At 65.8% G+C, this 14819-nt stretch carries 15 protein-coding genes; 7 read left to right on the top strand and 8 right to left on the bottom strand.

What is annotated here, in order from left to right:
- Positions 1 to 26: 26 nt before the first annotated feature.
- Positions 27 to 539 (top strand): hypothetical protein, encoded by a 513-nt coding sequence (locus tag LPJ38_RS06400; RefSeq protein WP_167520645.1) that lies wholly within the window; start codon positions 27 to 29, stop codon positions 537 to 539.
- A gap of 51 nt (positions 540 to 590) precedes the next feature.
- Entirely contained in the window at positions 591 to 1844 is a 1254-nt protein-coding gene (gene ftsZ, locus LPJ38_RS06395; RefSeq protein WP_145639190.1) for a cell division protein FtsZ, read from the top strand.
- 175 nt (positions 1845 to 2019) lie between these two features.
- On the opposite strand, the gene LPJ38_RS06390 is transcribed toward ftsZ, so the two are convergent.
- Entirely contained in the window at positions 2020 to 2565 is a 546-nt protein-coding gene (locus tag LPJ38_RS06390) for a hypothetical protein (protein ID WP_167520646.1), read from the bottom strand.
- 262 nt (positions 2566 to 2827) lie between these two features.
- Between LPJ38_RS06390 and LPJ38_RS06385 the strand changes: the two genes are divergently transcribed.
- From LPJ38_RS06385 to LPJ38_RS06375, 3 genes are all read left to right on the top strand, one after another.
- Positions 2828 to 4171, top strand: a complete 1344-nt coding sequence (locus LPJ38_RS06385) for a T6SS phospholipase effector Tle1-like catalytic domain-containing protein (RefSeq protein WP_145639194.1) — start codon at positions 2828 to 2830, stop codon at positions 4169 to 4171.
- Positions 4172 to 4589: 418 nt separating this feature from the next.
- A complete protein-coding gene (locus LPJ38_RS06380) occupies positions 4590 to 4991 on the top strand; it encodes a hypothetical protein (RefSeq protein WP_167520647.1) in 402 nt (133 codons plus the stop codon).
- Between the two features lie 298 nt (positions 4992 to 5289).
- Positions 5290 to 5541, top strand: coding sequence for a PilZ domain-containing protein (locus LPJ38_RS06375; protein WP_060734589.1), 252 nt, complete (start codon positions 5290 to 5292; stop codon positions 5539 to 5541).
- 179 nt (positions 5542 to 5720) lie between these two features.
- Here LPJ38_RS06375 and LPJ38_RS06370 read toward each other — a convergent pair whose 3' ends face one another.
- The 5 genes from LPJ38_RS06370 to cobS form a co-directional block, all read right to left on the bottom strand.
- Positions 5721 to 6128 carry a hypothetical protein gene (locus LPJ38_RS06370; protein WP_145639196.1) on the bottom strand — a complete coding sequence of 136 codons (408 nt, stop codon included), beginning with the start codon at positions 6126 to 6128 and terminating at the stop codon, positions 5721 to 5723.
- Between the two features lie 214 nt (positions 6129 to 6342).
- Complete coding sequence (locus LPJ38_RS06365) at positions 6343 to 7455, bottom strand: NADH:flavin oxidoreductase/NADH oxidase (protein WP_145639198.1); 1113 nt, start codon at positions 7453 to 7455, stop codon at positions 6343 to 6345.
- Positions 7456 to 7605: 150 nt separating this feature from the next.
- Positions 7606 to 8715: an esterase-like activity of phytase family protein gene (locus tag LPJ38_RS06360; RefSeq protein WP_145639200.1), complete on the bottom strand. Its 1110-nt coding sequence runs from the start codon at positions 8713 to 8715 to the stop codon at positions 7606 to 7608.
- Positions 8712 to 10613 (bottom strand): cobaltochelatase subunit CobT, encoded by a 1902-nt coding sequence (gene cobT / locus LPJ38_RS06355; protein ID WP_145639203.1) that lies wholly within the window; start codon positions 10611 to 10613, stop codon positions 8712 to 8714. The genes LPJ38_RS06360 and cobT overlap by 4 nt, the downstream gene beginning before the upstream one ends.
- 148 nt (positions 10614 to 10761) lie before the next feature.
- Complete coding sequence (cobS, locus tag LPJ38_RS06350) at positions 10762 to 11760, bottom strand: cobaltochelatase subunit CobS (protein WP_145639205.1); 999 nt, start codon at positions 11758 to 11760, stop codon at positions 10762 to 10764.
- 297 nt (positions 11761 to 12057) lie between these two features.
- Here cobS and LPJ38_RS06345 point away from each other — a divergent pair, with 297 nt between their 5' ends.
- The gene (locus LPJ38_RS06345; RefSeq protein WP_145639206.1) at positions 12058 to 12717 is read left to right on the top strand and encodes a DedA family protein; all 660 of its coding nucleotides are present in this window, start codon (positions 12058 to 12060) and stop codon (positions 12715 to 12717) included.
- 19 nt (positions 12718 to 12736) lie between these two features.
- On the opposite strand, the gene LPJ38_RS06340 is transcribed toward LPJ38_RS06345, so the two are convergent.
- The gene (locus LPJ38_RS06340; RefSeq protein WP_167520648.1) at positions 12737 to 13126 is read right to left on the bottom strand and encodes a nuclear transport factor 2 family protein; all 390 of its coding nucleotides are present in this window, start codon (positions 13124 to 13126) and stop codon (positions 12737 to 12739) included.
- Positions 13127 to 13156: 30 nt separating this feature from the next.
- Positions 13157 to 13759, bottom strand: a complete 603-nt coding sequence (locus LPJ38_RS06335; RefSeq protein WP_145639210.1) for an NADPH-dependent F420 reductase — start codon at positions 13757 to 13759, stop codon at positions 13157 to 13159.
- Positions 13760 to 13884: 125 nt separating this feature from the next.
- Between LPJ38_RS06335 and LPJ38_RS06330 the strand changes: the two genes are divergently transcribed.
- Positions 13885 to 14814: a LysR family transcriptional regulator gene (locus LPJ38_RS06330; RefSeq protein WP_145639212.1), complete on the top strand. Its 930-nt coding sequence runs from the start codon at positions 13885 to 13887 to the stop codon at positions 14812 to 14814.
- Positions 14815 to 14819 lie beyond the last annotated feature (5 nt).

The following is a 14819-nucleotide window of genomic DNA, read 5'->3' as shown; positions in this document are numbered from 1 at the left end:
CCCGGTTCGCTCCAGGAGAAGCGCCGATGTGCGTTGAGTTGTTGACGTATGCCGATCTGGGTAGCCGCCTCAATGTCTCGCGCGAGGCCGCGCGGGCGCTGGTGCGGCGACGGCGGTTGCCGCGCCAGCGGTCGGCCGAAGGCAAGGCCGTGGTCAGCGTCGATCTCTCCACACTCCGCTACACGCCCCGCCCGCGACGCGCCCGCCGGGCAGACTGGATCGATGCTTCCCTGGCACGGATCGAGGCGGTCACGATCGAAGTCTTCAAGGCGGAGATCGCGCGGCTCGAGGAGGTCGCAACCGCCTACCGGGCGGTGTTCGAGCGCGAGCGGGAGCGCGCCGATCGCCTCGCCATCGAGCTGACGCAGGCCGCCGCCGAGACGACCGCCGCCAATGCCTGGGCGACACGACTGGAAGACGAAGTGGCGGTTCTGCGCAGCGGTCGCCGCGCCGGCGGCGGGATCGTGGGACAGGCCGCGCTTCGTTTGGGACATCTGGCCGCCGCGATCGTTCAATCAGACCGCGCGGCCCGCAGATAGCACGCGAGACTTTCTCCAGACCCGGCTTGCCGGAGCAAACACGAGGGAAGCATGGCAGGCATCACCGACATCCATGAAATGAAGGCCCGCATCGTCGTGTTCGGCGTCGGTGGCGCCGGCGGCAACGCGGTCAACAACATGATCACGGCCGGGCTGCAGGGCGTCGAGTTCGTCGTCGCCAACACCGACGCGCAGGCGCTGGCGATGTCGAAGGCGACGCGCCTGATCCAGCTCGGCACGAAGGTCACCGCGGGCCTTGGCGCCGGCTCGCAGCCCGAACTCGGACGCGCCGCGGCCGAAGAGGCGATCGACACGATCCGCGAGCAGCTGACCGGCGCACACATGGTGTTCGTGACGGCCGGCATGGGCGGCGGCACCGGCACCGGGGCGGCACCGGTCGTCGCGAGGTGCGCGCGCGAGCTCGGCATCCTCACCATCGGCGTGGTCACCAAGCCGTTCTACTTCGAGGGCCAGCGCCGCATGCGCTTTGCCGAAGCCGGCATCGAGGAGCTGCTGAAGACGGTCGACACCCTCCTGATCATCCCGAACCAGAACTTGTTCCGGGTGGCCAGCGCGAAGACCACGTTCGCCGATGCCTTTGCCCTCGCCGACCAGGTGCTGTATTCGGGCGTCGCCTGCATCAGCGACCTCATCGTCAAGGAAGGCCTGATCAACCTCGATTTTGCCGACGTCCTCTCCGTCATGAAGGAGAAGGGCAAGGCCATGATGGGACGGGGCGAGGCGTCCGGCGAGAAGCGCGTGCTCGCGGCCGCGGTCGCCGCCATCTCCAATCCGCTGATCGAGAACCCCTCGATCAAGCGCGCCAGCGGCCTCATCATCTCCATCACCGGCGGCAAGGATCTCATGCTGTACGAGGTCGACGAAGCCGCAACCCGCATTCGCGACGAGGCCGACCCGGACGCCAACATCATCGTCGGCGCGTCGTTCGACGAAAGCCTCGAAGGCATCGTCCGCGTCTCGGTGGTGGCGACCGGCATTGACAATGTCGACCCGGCGCTCCAGGCGCAACCGGTGGAAACCGCGCTCACGCAGCTCGCCGGCCGCTTACGCAACGACGGTCGCCGCATCGCCGATCGCATCGAGCGCAGTGCACCCCTTCCGCCAGCGGAAAGCCCGCCGCTCGGCGCCGAAGCCGGCCAGCCGGCGGAGCAACCGGCGCGGCCGATCTATGCGCGGCCTGTGGCCGATCGGCCGCTCGATGCCTACGGGCGCTCCATTCCGCGCAATATGGCCGACGAAGACCTGCTCGATATCCCGGCCTTCCTGCGCCGCGCGGCGAGCTGAGCGGGCGTCAGCCGTCTGACTCAAGATGTCGTCAGCAAAAGCCGGCGTGTCTGGTCGAATTGTCATGCCCGGCCTTTTGCCGGGCATTCACGTTTTCGCTATGGCAACAGGAAAGACGTGGATGGCCGGGTCAGGCCCAGCCATGACGAGAAGTCTCCAGGATGCGCAGCGCCGCTTACGCCGCCGTGCTGTGCGGCTTGTCCGCAGCTTCCTTCTTGTCCGTCTCCTTGTCGCGAGACAGCCATGCGGGGAAGCGGAGCAGGCGATCGTTGGCCTCCTTCGGCGGCTCGATGGGCGGCTCAATGGCCTGGCTTGGAAGGTCCAGCATGGCGTGTCCGATCCGCACCGCATCCGCGCGCTGATCCAGTTCGCGCAACAGCGGCCCGAGCACGGTATCGATCTCGGTCGCCACCGACACCAGGAAACTGTTGAGCTCGCGCGCCTCGGGCACGACGGCCGAGGCCTGCTCGACCGCCTTGGAGAGACCATCGACGACGGGTGCAAACGCGCCGGCGGCATGCTTGATTCGCGTCTTGATCGCTTCGATCTCGTTCAGGACGCGATCCCGCTCCCGCCTGCTCTTCTCCTCCGCAAGGCGGGCTTCGATTTCGGCGATCTGCGCCGCCAGCGTCGTGGCCTCGGATGCGAGTGCATCGCGTCTGAGCCGTGCGCGATCGAGATCGCGGCTGAGATTGTCCACTAGATCGTCCTTCCCGAACATTGCTTTGCTCCGTAGGACAGCCGTGACGCTGACCAGCCCGTTCAGCGAACGAAAGGCGGCCGGCCGAAATTTCGGTCGCGTCACATGGGCCGACATGGTGACCCCCAGTCGCTCCCATTAGGCGACGGCATGGTTAACAGGTGGTTAATGTCAACAGGCGATACGCAAATGAGGCACCATGCCACTGAAGCCGACTTCGTCTCCTCGCTGCCATCGCCTTCCGCTATACTCGCCCGGGTAGCATCACCCGGAGGCGCATCCCATGGAGACCGCAGCCACCACCGACCGCAAGCCCGAGCCAAAACACCTCGTCGTCTGCTGTGACGGCACCGGCAACGAGATCTCGGAGAACATCTCCAACGTCCTGAAGCTGTATCGCTGCCTGCGCAAGACGGACAAGACGCAGCCGCGGCAGATGGTGTTCTACGATCCCGGGGTCGGCACGGTGACGGAGCCGTCGACGTGGCACCGCTGGAAGGCGAACATCAACATGGTGCTGGGGCTCGCCACCGGTTATGGGCTCGATGACAACGTGCTGTCGGCCTATTGCTTCCTGGTTCAGCATTACGCGCGCGGCGACAAGATCTACCTGTTCGGCTTCTCGCGCGGGGCCTACACGGTGCGCGTGCTGGCGGGGCTGATCCACAAGATCGGGCTGATCTCGCCGGAGCAGGCCAACCTCGCCGGAAGCGGCCTGATCGCCTACAAGCAATATTCCGGCACCGGGCGCGGCAACGCCGCCGAGGACGTCGAGAGCGTCACCTTCGACGAGCAGGGACCGCTGCCGAAGGACGAGTACGATCTCGCCGCGCAGTTCGCGCGCATCACCTCGACGCGCTGGCCAACCATTCATTTCGTCGGCGTGTGGGACACGGTGGCGAGCGTGATCGTGCCGCGCGCCGACCGGGCATTCCTGCCGAGCCTGGAGGAGCTCGCCTTCACGCTGCGCAACCCCAGCATCAGGATCTTCCGGCAGGCGATCGCGATCGACGAGCGGCGCTGCATGTTCCGCCTGAAGGCGTACGAAGGGCCGCAGGAGTTCTGGAGCAACCGCTATGTGCCCGATGAGAAAAAGGTGCCGCAGGACATTCAACAGGTGTGGTTCGCCGGCGTGCACGGCGACGTCGGCGGCGGCTATCCGGAGGCCGAGAGCGGGCAATCGAAATATCCGCTGCTCTGGATGATCGCGGAGGCGCAAGAGGCGGGGCTGAACTTCAACCCGGCGACCGTGAAGCAGCTGGCCTGGGGCATCCAACGCAAGAACTCGCCGTTTCACTATGTCGAGCCCGCCTTTACCGGCAAGACCGGCACGCTGCACGATTCCATGACGGCGGCCTGGCGGCTCCTGGAGTTCTTGCCGAAGAAGGCCAAGTACAAGGAATGGCCGGCGCGGAAGGTTCATTTCGGCTTCTATATTCCCGATTCCGAGCCGCGGCTCATTCCTGAAGGCGCGCATGTGCATGAGAGCGTGTTGAAGCGGATGGCGGTGGAGCCGGACTATCGGCCGGTGAACATGCCGAGGGAGTACGTGACCGTGCCGATGCCGGTGGGGCCGGATGCGGGCACCGGCAGCGAGGCGGAGCGGATGACGCTGGGCGAGGTGTGAGCCGGAGAGGTCCGCGTGCCCGCCTCGTCCTTCGAGACGCCCGCTTCGCGGGCTCCTCAGGATGAGGCTTCGAGACGCCCGCTTTGCTGCAGTCACGTCCAGGGTGAGGCTACTCGGCGTCGGTGCCTGTTGAAGCTGCGGCCGCGCATTCCGACCTCATCCTGAGGGCCCGCCGAAGGCGGGCGTCTCGAAGGATGTGCCGCGAAGATAGCAGCTCGCCCCCGCGCGGCACCGCGACAATCTGTCCTGCAGAAGATGCGCCCCCACGCCCGGAGATTGTGATCCGGATCATGCACATCCACGCCGCTTCTTCCTATCGTCTGCCGCGAGCCCTTGGAGGGCGGCATCGATCAGGGAGATTTTTCCAATGACGAAGTCCTTTTCTCACTTTGCATCTTTTCGTTCGTTTCGTTCGACAATGATCCGCACGAGCCTCGCGCTCGGCGTCGCGACCGCCGCGCTGTGGTCGGCGGCGGCCGAGGCGGCCAACAACAAGCACTACGGCGTGGTGTGCCTGCGCAACGACACCCGCGCCAACATCACCTATTCGCGCAAGGTCGGTGACGGCGGCTGGGAGACGCGCTTCCTCGCCCCCGGCAATCAGTGGAAGATCGCGCACCGCTACGACCACGCCAACGAGAACTCATCGCCGAAGGTCCACGTGCGATATGACGCCGACGCCACCGGCCGGAAGTTCTCGCAGAAACGCGACCTGGAGCGCCGCGCCGCGGTCGGCGACACCTGCCAGGAAGCCAACGTCTACGCGTTCCAGTATGAAGCCAGCAACCGCAGCTTCATCTCGCTGGAGCGGGTGAGGTAGGGCGCGGAGGCGCGGGGGCGTGAGGCGGACTCCGCTCTCGCCGCCCGTCATTGCGAGCGAAGCGAAGCAATCCAGGCTGCCTCCGAGGAGGCACTCTGGATTGCTTCGTCGCTGCGCTCCTCGCAATGACGGTGGGAGATAGATGCGCGCAAGAACAGCACCCCACTACCGCAGCTTTCCGCATTCGCCGACACTTTTCATTAAAATTCATCGCCCCGCCTTAGCCGGATCGCATCATCTGCATTCCATCATCGCCTGCAGACCCACCGCAAAAGAAACCAGCGGAGTTGGAGGAGACGTGCCGCACTATCCGCGCCGATATGCCCGCGTGAAGCCCGCAGGGCTGGTGTCGCGTCAGGCCAAGATCATCACGGACCCGCGCGCGCCCGTCATCAACTGCACGCTGATCGACTATTCGCCCGGCGGGGCCTGCGTCGATCTCGGCGGCCAGGTGAACATCCCCGACCGGTTCGAGCTTTTGCACGTCAACACCAAGAAGCGCTGCCGCATCGCCTGGAAGCGCGGTACGCGTGTGGGCGTGGTGTTTTAGAGGGGGCCTTGCTTACCCTCCCCTGGAGGGGGAGGGTCGCCTCATATGAGCGCAGCGAAATATGAGACGGGGCGGGGTGACGGTCTCTCCGCCGCGTAAAGTGCCCGAGTGGAGAGATCACCCCACCCCGCTCGCGCTTCGCGCGATCGACCCTCCCCCTCCAGGGGAGGGTGAGCAAGCTACTTCCGCATTCGCGCCTTGGCGCCGGCGACGATCTGCATGGCGACGCCGGCGATCCAGCCGAGCAGGACGAGCCAGGTCCAGCCGATGTGCGGGTCGAGGCGGAGCACGATGACGGCGACGGAGGCGAGCGCGGTGAGCGTGGCGAACAGCGTGCCGGCCGAGCTCAGGAATTCCGCGGCGTCGATCTGGCTGTGCGCGTCATCGAAGGGCAGCTGCGGCGTGTCGATGCCGAGATAGAAGCCGACGGCGCCGAGCAGCATCATCGCCAGCAGGAAGCCTTGCGTCGTCAGCGGGGCGATCGCCGAGCCGACATAGGCGCCGACGAACAGCCCGCACGCCGCCCCCGCCATCGCAAGGCCGACACGCTCGAACACATGGGCAGTCTTGCGAACACCAAAACGCATCCCCAGCCTCCGTGACGCCTCGAGGGGACGGAGGTTAGGCCAGTTTTGCGAAGGGCGGAAGGCGAGGAGTTTTACGGATGCGTGAGGGGAGCGGGGGCGCAATGCGTGCTCGCCACGAACACAGAGTCCCCGGCCTGGTGCGCAATTGCGCACGGGGGCCCGGGACGAGACCGTTTATTTAGCGCAGTCATCGCGCCTCAACCGCACACGTCCCTCACCGTGCCCCGAACGTGGTTTTGCCGAACAGCGCCTTTTGCGTCGAGGGCTGCGAGCGCCAATATTGCGGCGGGGCCTCGACCTCGCCGCCGAGCTCGGCGGCGGCGTGCCAGGCCCAGCGCGGGTCGTAGAGCATGCCGCGGGCGAGCGCGACCATGTCGGCCTTGCCCGATGCGACGATCTCCTCGGCGTGCTTGCCTTCGGTGATGAGACCGACGGCGATGGTGGGCAGGCCGGTCTCGCGCTTGATGGCTTCTGCGAACTGCACCTGATAGCCGGGGCCGAGCGCGATCTTCTGCAGCGGCGAGACGCCGCCGGAGGAGGCATCGATCCAGTCGACGCCGCGCGCCTTCAGCGCGCGCGCGAATTCTATCGTCTGCGCCAGGTCCCAGCCCCCTTCGACCCAATCGGTCGAGGACACCCGCATGCCGACCGGCTTGTCGGCGGGGAAGGCTGCGCGCACCGCGTCGAAAACTTCGAGCGGGAAGCGCATGCGGTTCTCGAGGCTGCCGCCATATTCGTCGGTGCGACGGTTTGAGATCGGCGACAGGAATTGATGCAGGAGATAGCCATGCGCGCCATGAACCTCGATGGCGTCGATGCCGAGCCGCGCGGCGCGCTTGGCGCTGTCGACGAAGGCCTCGCGGATGCGCTTCAGGCCGCTCGCATCGAGCGCGAGCGGCGCGGCCTCGCCCTCCTTGTGCGGCACCGCTGACGGGCCGACCGTCTGCCAGCCGCCCTGCCCTTCCGGGATCAGCTGGCCGCCGTCCCAGGGTCGCGCGCTCGACGCCTTGCGGCCGGCATGGGCGAGCTGCATCGCGATCGCCGTGGAGGAATGCTTGCGCACCGAATGCAGGATCGGCTTCAGCGCGGCCTCGCAGGCATCGCTGTAGAGCCCGAGGCAGCCCGGCGTGATGCGGCCGATCGCCTCGACATGCGTCGCCTCGATGCAGAACATCGCCGCGCCCGACAGGCTGAGATTGTTGATGTGGCTGAAGTGCCAGTCGGTGGCGACGCCGTCATCGGCCGAATATTGGCACATCGGCGACACCACGAGGCGGTTCTTCAACGTCAGGCCGCGCAGCTTGATCGGGGAAAACAGGACGGACATGCGGGGAGTTCCGGGGGATGGAGGAATGGAAGCAGTTGCATGAAGTGTAGTCGCCGGGCGGCGGATTGCTAGCTGCGCGGCGGGAATGGGGGACCGTGAGGCCATGCATTGCGGCGGGGGTTTGGCTCGCAATGACGGGGAGAGACTGCCCTACTCCACCAGCGCGAACTGTAGCAGCAGCGTCCGTTGCAGCATCGAGAAATTGTCGTCGGAGATCAGCGTCAGGACGGTCTCGCCCTCGGCCGTGACATGGGCGTCGATGCCTTCCATGTTGTCGATCTCGTGGCCGAGATCGGCGGCGAACAGCGTCAGGCCGTCGACGATTGCGCCAGGGGCGATCGACTTCAGCGGGATGGCGCGGATGCGGATGTTGACGCCGGTGAACCAGGAGAACTTGCGTTCGAGGATGAGGAGATCGCCCGAGGGCAGCAGCACGGCGTCGCTGATGTCGAAATTCTCCGAGCGGCGCACGCTGAACTGGCCGGGCGTGGCGCCGCCGATCAGGAAGGCGAGCAGGTTGCCGTCGGCATCGAGCCCGCGCTCGGAGAAGGCTATCAGCGTGCCCGCGAGCGACTGGCTCTTTCCCTGTCCCTGTCCCTGCCCCTTGGGCACGATGACCATCGCCTCCAGCCCCTTGTTGTAGGGCAGCTTGCGCAAGGCCGGCGGAACGGCGATCAGCTCGCCGCGGGCACTCGTGCCGCCCTTGGCGAAATCATAGCGCAGGATCTGGTTGACGCGTTCGAGCCCGACATAGACGAGGTTGCCGTCGCGCGCGAGCGACTCGGTGTCGTACCACAGCCGCTTCTCCGTGATCGGCCGCCCGTCCGCGCCGAGCACCGGCGCGGCTTCGACGTCGGCCAGCCCCACCATCTCGCGGCCGGAATAGCGGATCGTGCCGGTGAACCAGCCGCCCTGGTCGGAGATGGCGAGGAAGCGCTCGCCCTTGCCGTCGAGGAAGCGCAGGCCGGACAGGCCGCCGAAGCCGCGATAGGGCGAGGTCAGCACCAGGCCGCTGCGGAAATCCAGCGAGCCGAAGCGCGTGCGCGAGCGGTCGCGCGGCTCGAAATGGGCAATGCTGCGGGCGTTGACCTCGACGCTGACCGGCGCGGTGACGGCGTGCTCAAGTTGAAGCGGGCGCGGCGGCGGTTCGCTTTTGGGATGCAATTGCGCCTGCGCCTGCGCCAGACGCGGCAGCGCGAGGGTGGACAATCCCGCCGCCGCGAGGCTGACGAAGCTGCGGCGGGATCGATGCGCGCTCACGAATGCAATTTGCGTCGCGGGCGACCGGCCGCTTGCGTCGGCGCGGTGTTGGTCTCGCTGAAGAGCTCGGCGAGCTTCTCGGTGATGGCGCCGCCGAGTTCTTCGGCGTCCACGATCGTCACCGCGCGGCGGTAGTAGCGCGTCACGTCATGGCCGATGCCGATCGCGATCAGCTCGACGGGCGAGCGGGTCTCGATCTCCTCGATGATGTGGCGCAGATGCCGCTCGAGATAATTGCCGGGATTGACCGACAGCGTGGAATCGTCGACCGGCGCGCCGTCCGAGATCATCATCAGGATCTTGCGCTGCTCGGGCCGGCCGAGCAGGCGCTTGTGCGCCCAGTCCAGCGCCTCGCCGTCGATGTTCTCTTTCAGCAGGCCCTCGCGCATCATCAGGCCCAGATTCTTCCGCGCACGGCGCCAGGGGGCGTCGGCCGACTTGTAGATGATGTGGCGGAGATCGTTGAGGCGGCCGGGATTGGCCGGCTTGCCGGCGGCAAGCCACGCCTCGCGCGACTGCCCGCCCTTCCAGGCGCGCGTGGTGAAGCCAAGGATCTCGACCTTGACGCCGCAACGCTCCAGCGTGCGCGCCAGGATGTCGGCGCAGGTCGCGGCGACCGTGATCGGGCGCCCGCGCATCGAGCCGGAATTGTCGAGCAGCAGCGTCACCACGGTGTCGCGGAACGTCGCCTCCTTCTCGTGCATGAAGGAGAGCGGGTGATAGGGATCGGTGACGACGCGCGACAGCCGCGCGGGGTCGAGGATGCCCTCTTCGAGATCGAACTCCCAGGCGCGGTTCTGCTGCGCCATCAGGCGGCGCTGCAGGCGGTTGGCAAGGCGCGCGACGATGCCCTGCAGATGCGCCAGCTGCTTGTCGAGATAGGCGCGCAGCCGCTCCAGCTCGTCATGGTCGCAGAGGTCCTCGGCGGCGATGATCTCGTCGAATTTCGGCGCGAAGGCGTGGTATTCCGGCCCGCGCGGCTCGTTCTTGCCGTGCGAGTTCGGACGCGTCGCCTCGCCCGGTGTCTCGTCGTCGCCGAGCTCGCCGTCGTCGAAGCTGTCGGAGGTCGAGGCCTGCGCGCTTTCCATCGCGCTTTCGCTCATCTCCTCGGCTGTGGCCTGCGCCTGGTCGGCGCTCATCTCCTGGGCGGCGTCGGAATCCGGCGAGCCCTCGGCGCCGGACTGGTCGTTGTCACCGTCCTGGTTCTCCTCGTTCTCGTCATTGTCCTCGGTGTCGGCGTTGCGCTCGTCGCCGAGCTCGAGCGCCGAGAGCAGATCATGCACGGCATCGCCGAACCGGGTCTGGTCCTCGAGCACGCCGTCGAGCCGGTCGAGTCGCCTGCCGATCTTGTCTTCGAGGATCGGACGCCAGAGATCGACCATCTTCTTGGCGGCCGTCGGCGGCGCCATGCCGGTCAGGCGCTCGCGCACCAGCATCGCCAGCGCGTCGGCGAGCGGCGCATCGGCGCGGTCGGTGATCTCGTCGAACTTGCCGCGGTGGAAATGGTCGTCGAGCATCGCGGTGAGATTCTTGGCAACGCCGGCCATGCGGCGCGCGCCGATCGCTTCGACTCTCGCCTGCTCCACCGCCTCGAACACGCCGCGCGCCTGCGGATTGCCGGGCATCAGCTTGCGATGCACCTTGGGATCGTGACAGGCGAGCTTGAGCGCGATGGAATCGGCATGACCGCGCACGATGGCGGCGTCACGCTTGGTCATCTTGCGTGCCGGCTCGGGCAGCCGCGCCTTGCCGGGCGCAAGCCCCGGACGCTCGGCGGCGAAGGAGACGTCGAGCTCGGGCGCTTTTGCGATCGCCTTCAAGCAGGAGGCGACCGAGCGCTTGAACGGCTCGGTCGGCGCTTCCTTGCTGTTGCGGAATTTGGAGTTGGAGGTGGTCATATCACCTTGATCCGTCGTCCCGGCGAAGGCCGGGACCCATAACCACCGGCCGTCGTTGGGTCAGGAAAAACTATCGGCTTCACTTCAATCGAGGCATCACGCGGTATGGGTCCCGGCTTTCGCCGGGACGACAACACCGAGAGAGACTTTAGCTCAGCGCCACATTCACCGCCGATTCCGGCAGCTCCGCGTTGAAGCAGCGCTGGTAGAACTCGGCGACCAGCGGACGTTCGAGCTCGTCGCATTTGTTGAGGAAGGTGACGCGGAAGGCAAAGCCGATGTCGCCGAAGATGTCGGAGTTCTCCGCCCAGGTGATCACGGTGCGCGGGCTCATCACCGTCGACAGATCGCCATTGGCGAAGGCGTTGCGGCTGAGGTCGGCGAGGCGCACCATCTTGTTGACGATGTCGCGACCCTCCTGGGTGCGATAATGCTTGGCCTTGGCCAGCACGATTTCCACTTCCTCGTCGTGGCTGAGATAGTTCAGCGTGGTGACGATCGACCAGCGGTCCATCTGGCCCTGGTTGATCTGCTGGGTGCCGTGATAGAGGCCCGAAGTGTCGCCGAGGCCGACCGTGTTCGCGGTGGCGAACAGGCGGAACGCCGGATGCGGCTTGATCACCTTGTTCTGGTCGAGCAGCGTCAGGCGGCCCGAGACCTCAAGCACGCGCTGGATCACGAACATCACGTCCGGGCGGCCGGCGTCGTATTCGTCGAACACCAGCGCGACGTTGTTCTGCAGCGCCCAGGGCAAAATGCCGTCGCGGAATTCGGTGACCTGCTTGCCGTCGCGGACCACGATGGAGTCCTTGCCGACGAGGTCGATACGGCTGATGTGGCTGTCGAGATTGACGCGCACGCAGGGCCAGTTCAGGCGCGCCGCGACCTGCTCGATATGGGTGGATTTGCCGGTGCCGTGATAGCCGGTCACCATCACGCGGCGGTTGCGGGCAAAGCCGGCGAGAATGGCGAGCGTGGTGGCGCGGTCGAAGCGATAGTCGGAATCGACTTCGGGCACGTGAGGATCGACTTCGGAATAGGCGGGCACTTCGAGATCGCTGTCGATCCCGAACACCTGGCGCACCGACACCTTCATGTCGGGCTGACCGGAAACTTCCTCAACTTTGGACAGGGCGGCGGTCGTCATCAATCCTCCGAGGTCCCGGGCGGTCCCGAAACCGGTTATTCGCACGTTGGCTGCGGCTGGGTGCTGAAAATCAACCTATCAGAGACCACGAGCTGGCAGAAGCCCGCGCCTCAATCAAAGTTCCGTTGTGTTTTCATTTAGATAGGCAAGGAGCGCAGTTTTTGGAGGGCTGCCTTGCGAATCACGCCCGAATTTCAGGCGGGGTAACCTCGCTGCCGGCCGAAATGGCACTTTTGCCGCCTATGCTTCCCTATGTAGGGTCTGTCTTCCCATGCTCCAGCCCGCCGCAGAGACGACGTGACGTCCTTCCTCGATCCCCTCATCACCTTCGTCTCGGCCCATGCGTGGCTGGCCTATCTCACCCTGTTCCTGGCGGCACTGCTCGAGGCCGTTCCAGTGGTGGGCTCGGTGATCCCCGGCTCGACCATCATCCTGGCGCTGAGCGCGCTGGTCCCCGGCGGCGAATTGAAGCTGCCATGGGTGCTACTGGCCGCCGCGCTCGGCGCGGTGCTCGGCGACGGATCGGCCTATTGGATCGGGCATCGGCGGCAGCGCGAGATCCTCAATACCTGGCCGCTGACGAACTATCCGCGCGTGGTCGCGGAGAGTGAGAATTTCTTCAACCGCTTCGGCACATGGGCCGTATTCTTCGCCCGCTTCGTGCCGCCGGTCCGCGCCTTCGTGCCGGTGACCGCCGGCGCGCTCGGCATGGCGCCGGCGAAATTCTACGCGGTGAACATCCCGGCGATCCTGGCCTGGGCGCCGGCACATGTGCTGCCTGGCGTGCTCGCAGTCTCGGCGCTGCATGAATATGCCGGGCTGCATCATCACGGGCATGTCGGCAAGCATGTGTGGATCCTGACCGTGGTCGGCGCAGCGATCGTGCTGGGCCTGACCGTTTGGAGCATCCGGCGCCGGAGCGGCAGCGAAGCCAAGGCGTCGAAGCCGCAGAGCTAGTCCGCCGGCGCGACTTCTTTCACTGCGGATTGAGCAGCACCCACAGCCGCGAGATCTTGCCGCCTTCGACAAGGGCCACGTCGGCCCCCGTCACTGCGACCGGCCCACGCTCGGGACCGCCGTGCCAAGCCAGCCGCCCCAAACCATGATGTCCGACGGCGACGCCATCGGGCACGAACCTGAATGTCGGCCCGAACTGCTCGAGAAGCTCTCCGGCGACGCGCGATATCTCCGACTGTCCTCGAACGATGTTCGCCGGCTCGTACATAATTGGGTCCTCAACGAACAGCTCCGCGACAGCGGCTCGCCGCTTGTCATCGTCCCGCTCGTTGAACACGCGCTCCAGGTTCGACCGGAGGAGATGGTTGAAATCGATATTGTCGGTTGTCACCTTGCAGCCTTTCGTCATCTCTCGTTGTTGGCGATCATCTTCGGTTCATCAGCCGAACTTGACCAGGTTCAGCGCCGGAAGCGGTCCGCCCGGAAACTGGGTCAACCTTGCTCCGATCGCGAGCGAGCCCAGATCGATGCCAAAGAATCCGAGCCGATCGATCAATGAGCCAATTGCTGCTTTCGCACCGGCATCATCTCCGGAATAGAACAGCACGCGCTTGCCGCCGTCGCTCGCCGGATCGCTCGCGAGGATCTGCGCCAAGAGATGATTGAACGCCTTCACCACGCGCGCGCCGGGCACCAGATCGGCAACGACCTCCGACGAGGCGCGGCCGCCGAGGTCAGCCGGCTTGAACAAGGGCGCCTCGATCGGATTGTTGGCGTCAACGACGATGCGGTCGCCGAACGGCGGCAGCCCGGCGAGCGCCTGAGGCAGCTTCGACCAGTTGACTGCGACGAACACGATGTCCCTAGCGGCCGCCTCTTCGCGGGTGCCGGCGGTCACGAGCGGACCGATCTCGGCCACGGTTGCGGCCAGGCTTTCAGGACCGCGACTGTTGGAGAGGGTCACGGGGATGCCGCTGCGCGACAGCGCGTGAGCGATGGCGCGGCCGATATTGCCGGCGCCGATGATGCCGATGGTGGACATGGAATAACTCCGAAGTGGTTGGGATCAGCCGTGCTGACCGATGACGTAGAGATGGCGCAAACATTCCCCTTTGATTAGGCCTATATCGGTCGTAAGATTTTCAATGATCGCTTGTAAATGAGCTCATGGAAACGCTGGCCAACCTCGAATCCTTCATCCGCAGCGCTGAATGCGGCAGCTTTTCAGAAGCTGGTCGACGGCTCTCGGTGACGCCCGCGGCCGTCAGTCGCAACGTCGCCACGCTGGAGCGCAATCTCGGTGTCCGCCTGTTTCACCGCTCGACGCGGAAGCTGACGCTGACCGAGGCCGGAGAGACGTTTCGCGCCGCGATTGTCGGCAATCTCGAGGGGCTCCAAGCAGCCATCGCCGGAATATCGACTGGAAGTGAGGAGCCGGCGGGCCTTCTCAAGGTCAGCCTGCCGCCGACATTCGGCACAACCCATATCCTGCCGCTTCTTCCGGGCTTTCTGGCGCGCTATCCGCGCGTCCGCCCCGAGTGGCACTTCGAGAATCGTCAGGTCGATCTGGTCGGCGAAGGCTACGACGCAGCGATCGGAGGCGGATTCGAGTTGTTACCGGGTCTCGTCAGCCGGACCCTTGCGCCTGCCCACATCGTCGCCGTGGCGTCGCCGGCCTACATGGCCGGTCGTGTAGCACCGATCCGGCCGGACGAATTAGCCGCACTGGACGGCATCGTCATGCGCTCGCTGCAGACGGGACGCATCCGTCGTTGGTCGATGCGCGATGTTTCGGGTCAGGAGGTTGAGGCGGTGCTGTCTCAATCCTTCGTGGTCAACGATCCCGCAGCAATGCGAGAGGCTGCATTGTTGGGCTTGGGAGTTGCCATGCTCGCCACCGCGGACATCCTTCCCGCGCTCGAAAATCGGTCGCTCGTCCGCCTGGTGCCGCGCTGGTATTGCGACGCTGGCGCGATCTCGATCTACCATGCATCGCGCAAGCTCGTGCCGGCAAAGACGAGAGCTTTCGTGGACTGGGTCGCGGACGCATTCAGGAAGAACAGGCTCGCCGAGCGGTTCGCCGGAAGCTTGGGCTGACACGC

The organism is Bradyrhizobium daqingense (genome assembly GCF_021044685.1).
GTDB classification, from domain to species: domain Bacteria; phylum Pseudomonadota; class Alphaproteobacteria; order Rhizobiales; family Xanthobacteraceae; genus Bradyrhizobium; species Bradyrhizobium daqingense.
Note: the sequence above shows the minus strand (reverse complement) of the source record. Positions and strands in the feature narration are given on the sequence as shown.

What these genes read in the sequence shown, in the direction of transcription:
- LPJ38_RS06335 (WP_145639210.1), bottom strand. Translation starts at nt 13,759, where the DNA reads ATGTCCACCATCGGCATCATCGGCGCCGGCAATATCGGCCGCGCCATC.
- LPJ38_RS06400 (WP_167520645.1), top strand. Translation starts at nt 27, where the DNA reads ATGTGCGTTGAGTTGTTGACGTATGCCGATCTGGGTAGCCGCCTCAAT.
- LPJ38_RS06385 (WP_145639194.1), top strand. Translation starts at nt 2,828, where the DNA reads ATGGAGACCGCAGCCACCACCGACCGCAAGCCCGAGCCAAAACACCTC.
- LPJ38_RS06365 (WP_145639198.1), bottom strand. Translation starts at nt 7,455, where the DNA reads ATGTCCGTCCTGTTTTCCCCGATCAAGCTGCGCGGCCTGACGTTGAAG.
- LPJ38_RS06380 (WP_167520647.1), top strand. Translation starts at nt 4,590, where the DNA reads ATGATCCGCACGAGCCTCGCGCTCGGCGTCGCGACCGCCGCGCTGTGG.
- LPJ38_RS06370 (WP_145639196.1), bottom strand. Translation starts at nt 6,128, where the DNA reads ATGCGTTTTGGTGTTCGCAAGACTGCCCATGTGTTCGAGCGTGTCGGC.
- LPJ38_RS06390 (WP_167520646.1), bottom strand. Translation starts at nt 2,565, where the DNA reads ATGTTCGGGAAGGACGATCTAGTGGACAATCTCAGCCGCGATCTCGAT.
- ftsZ (WP_145639190.1), top strand. Translation starts at nt 591, where the DNA reads ATGGCAGGCATCACCGACATCCATGAAATGAAGGCCCGCATCGTCGTG.
- LPJ38_RS06340 (WP_167520648.1), bottom strand. Translation starts at nt 13,126, where the DNA reads ATGACGAAAGGCTGCAAGGTGACAACCGACAATATCGATTTCAACCAT.
- cobS (WP_145639205.1), bottom strand. Translation starts at nt 11,760, where the DNA reads ATGACGACCGCCGCCCTGTCCAAAGTTGAGGAAGTTTCCGGTCAGCCC.
- cobT (WP_145639203.1), bottom strand. Translation starts at nt 10,613, where the DNA reads ATGACCACCTCCAACTCCAAATTCCGCAACAGCAAGGAAGCGCCGACC.
- LPJ38_RS06330 (WP_145639212.1), top strand. Translation starts at nt 13,885, where the DNA reads ATGGAAACGCTGGCCAACCTCGAATCCTTCATCCGCAGCGCTGAATGC.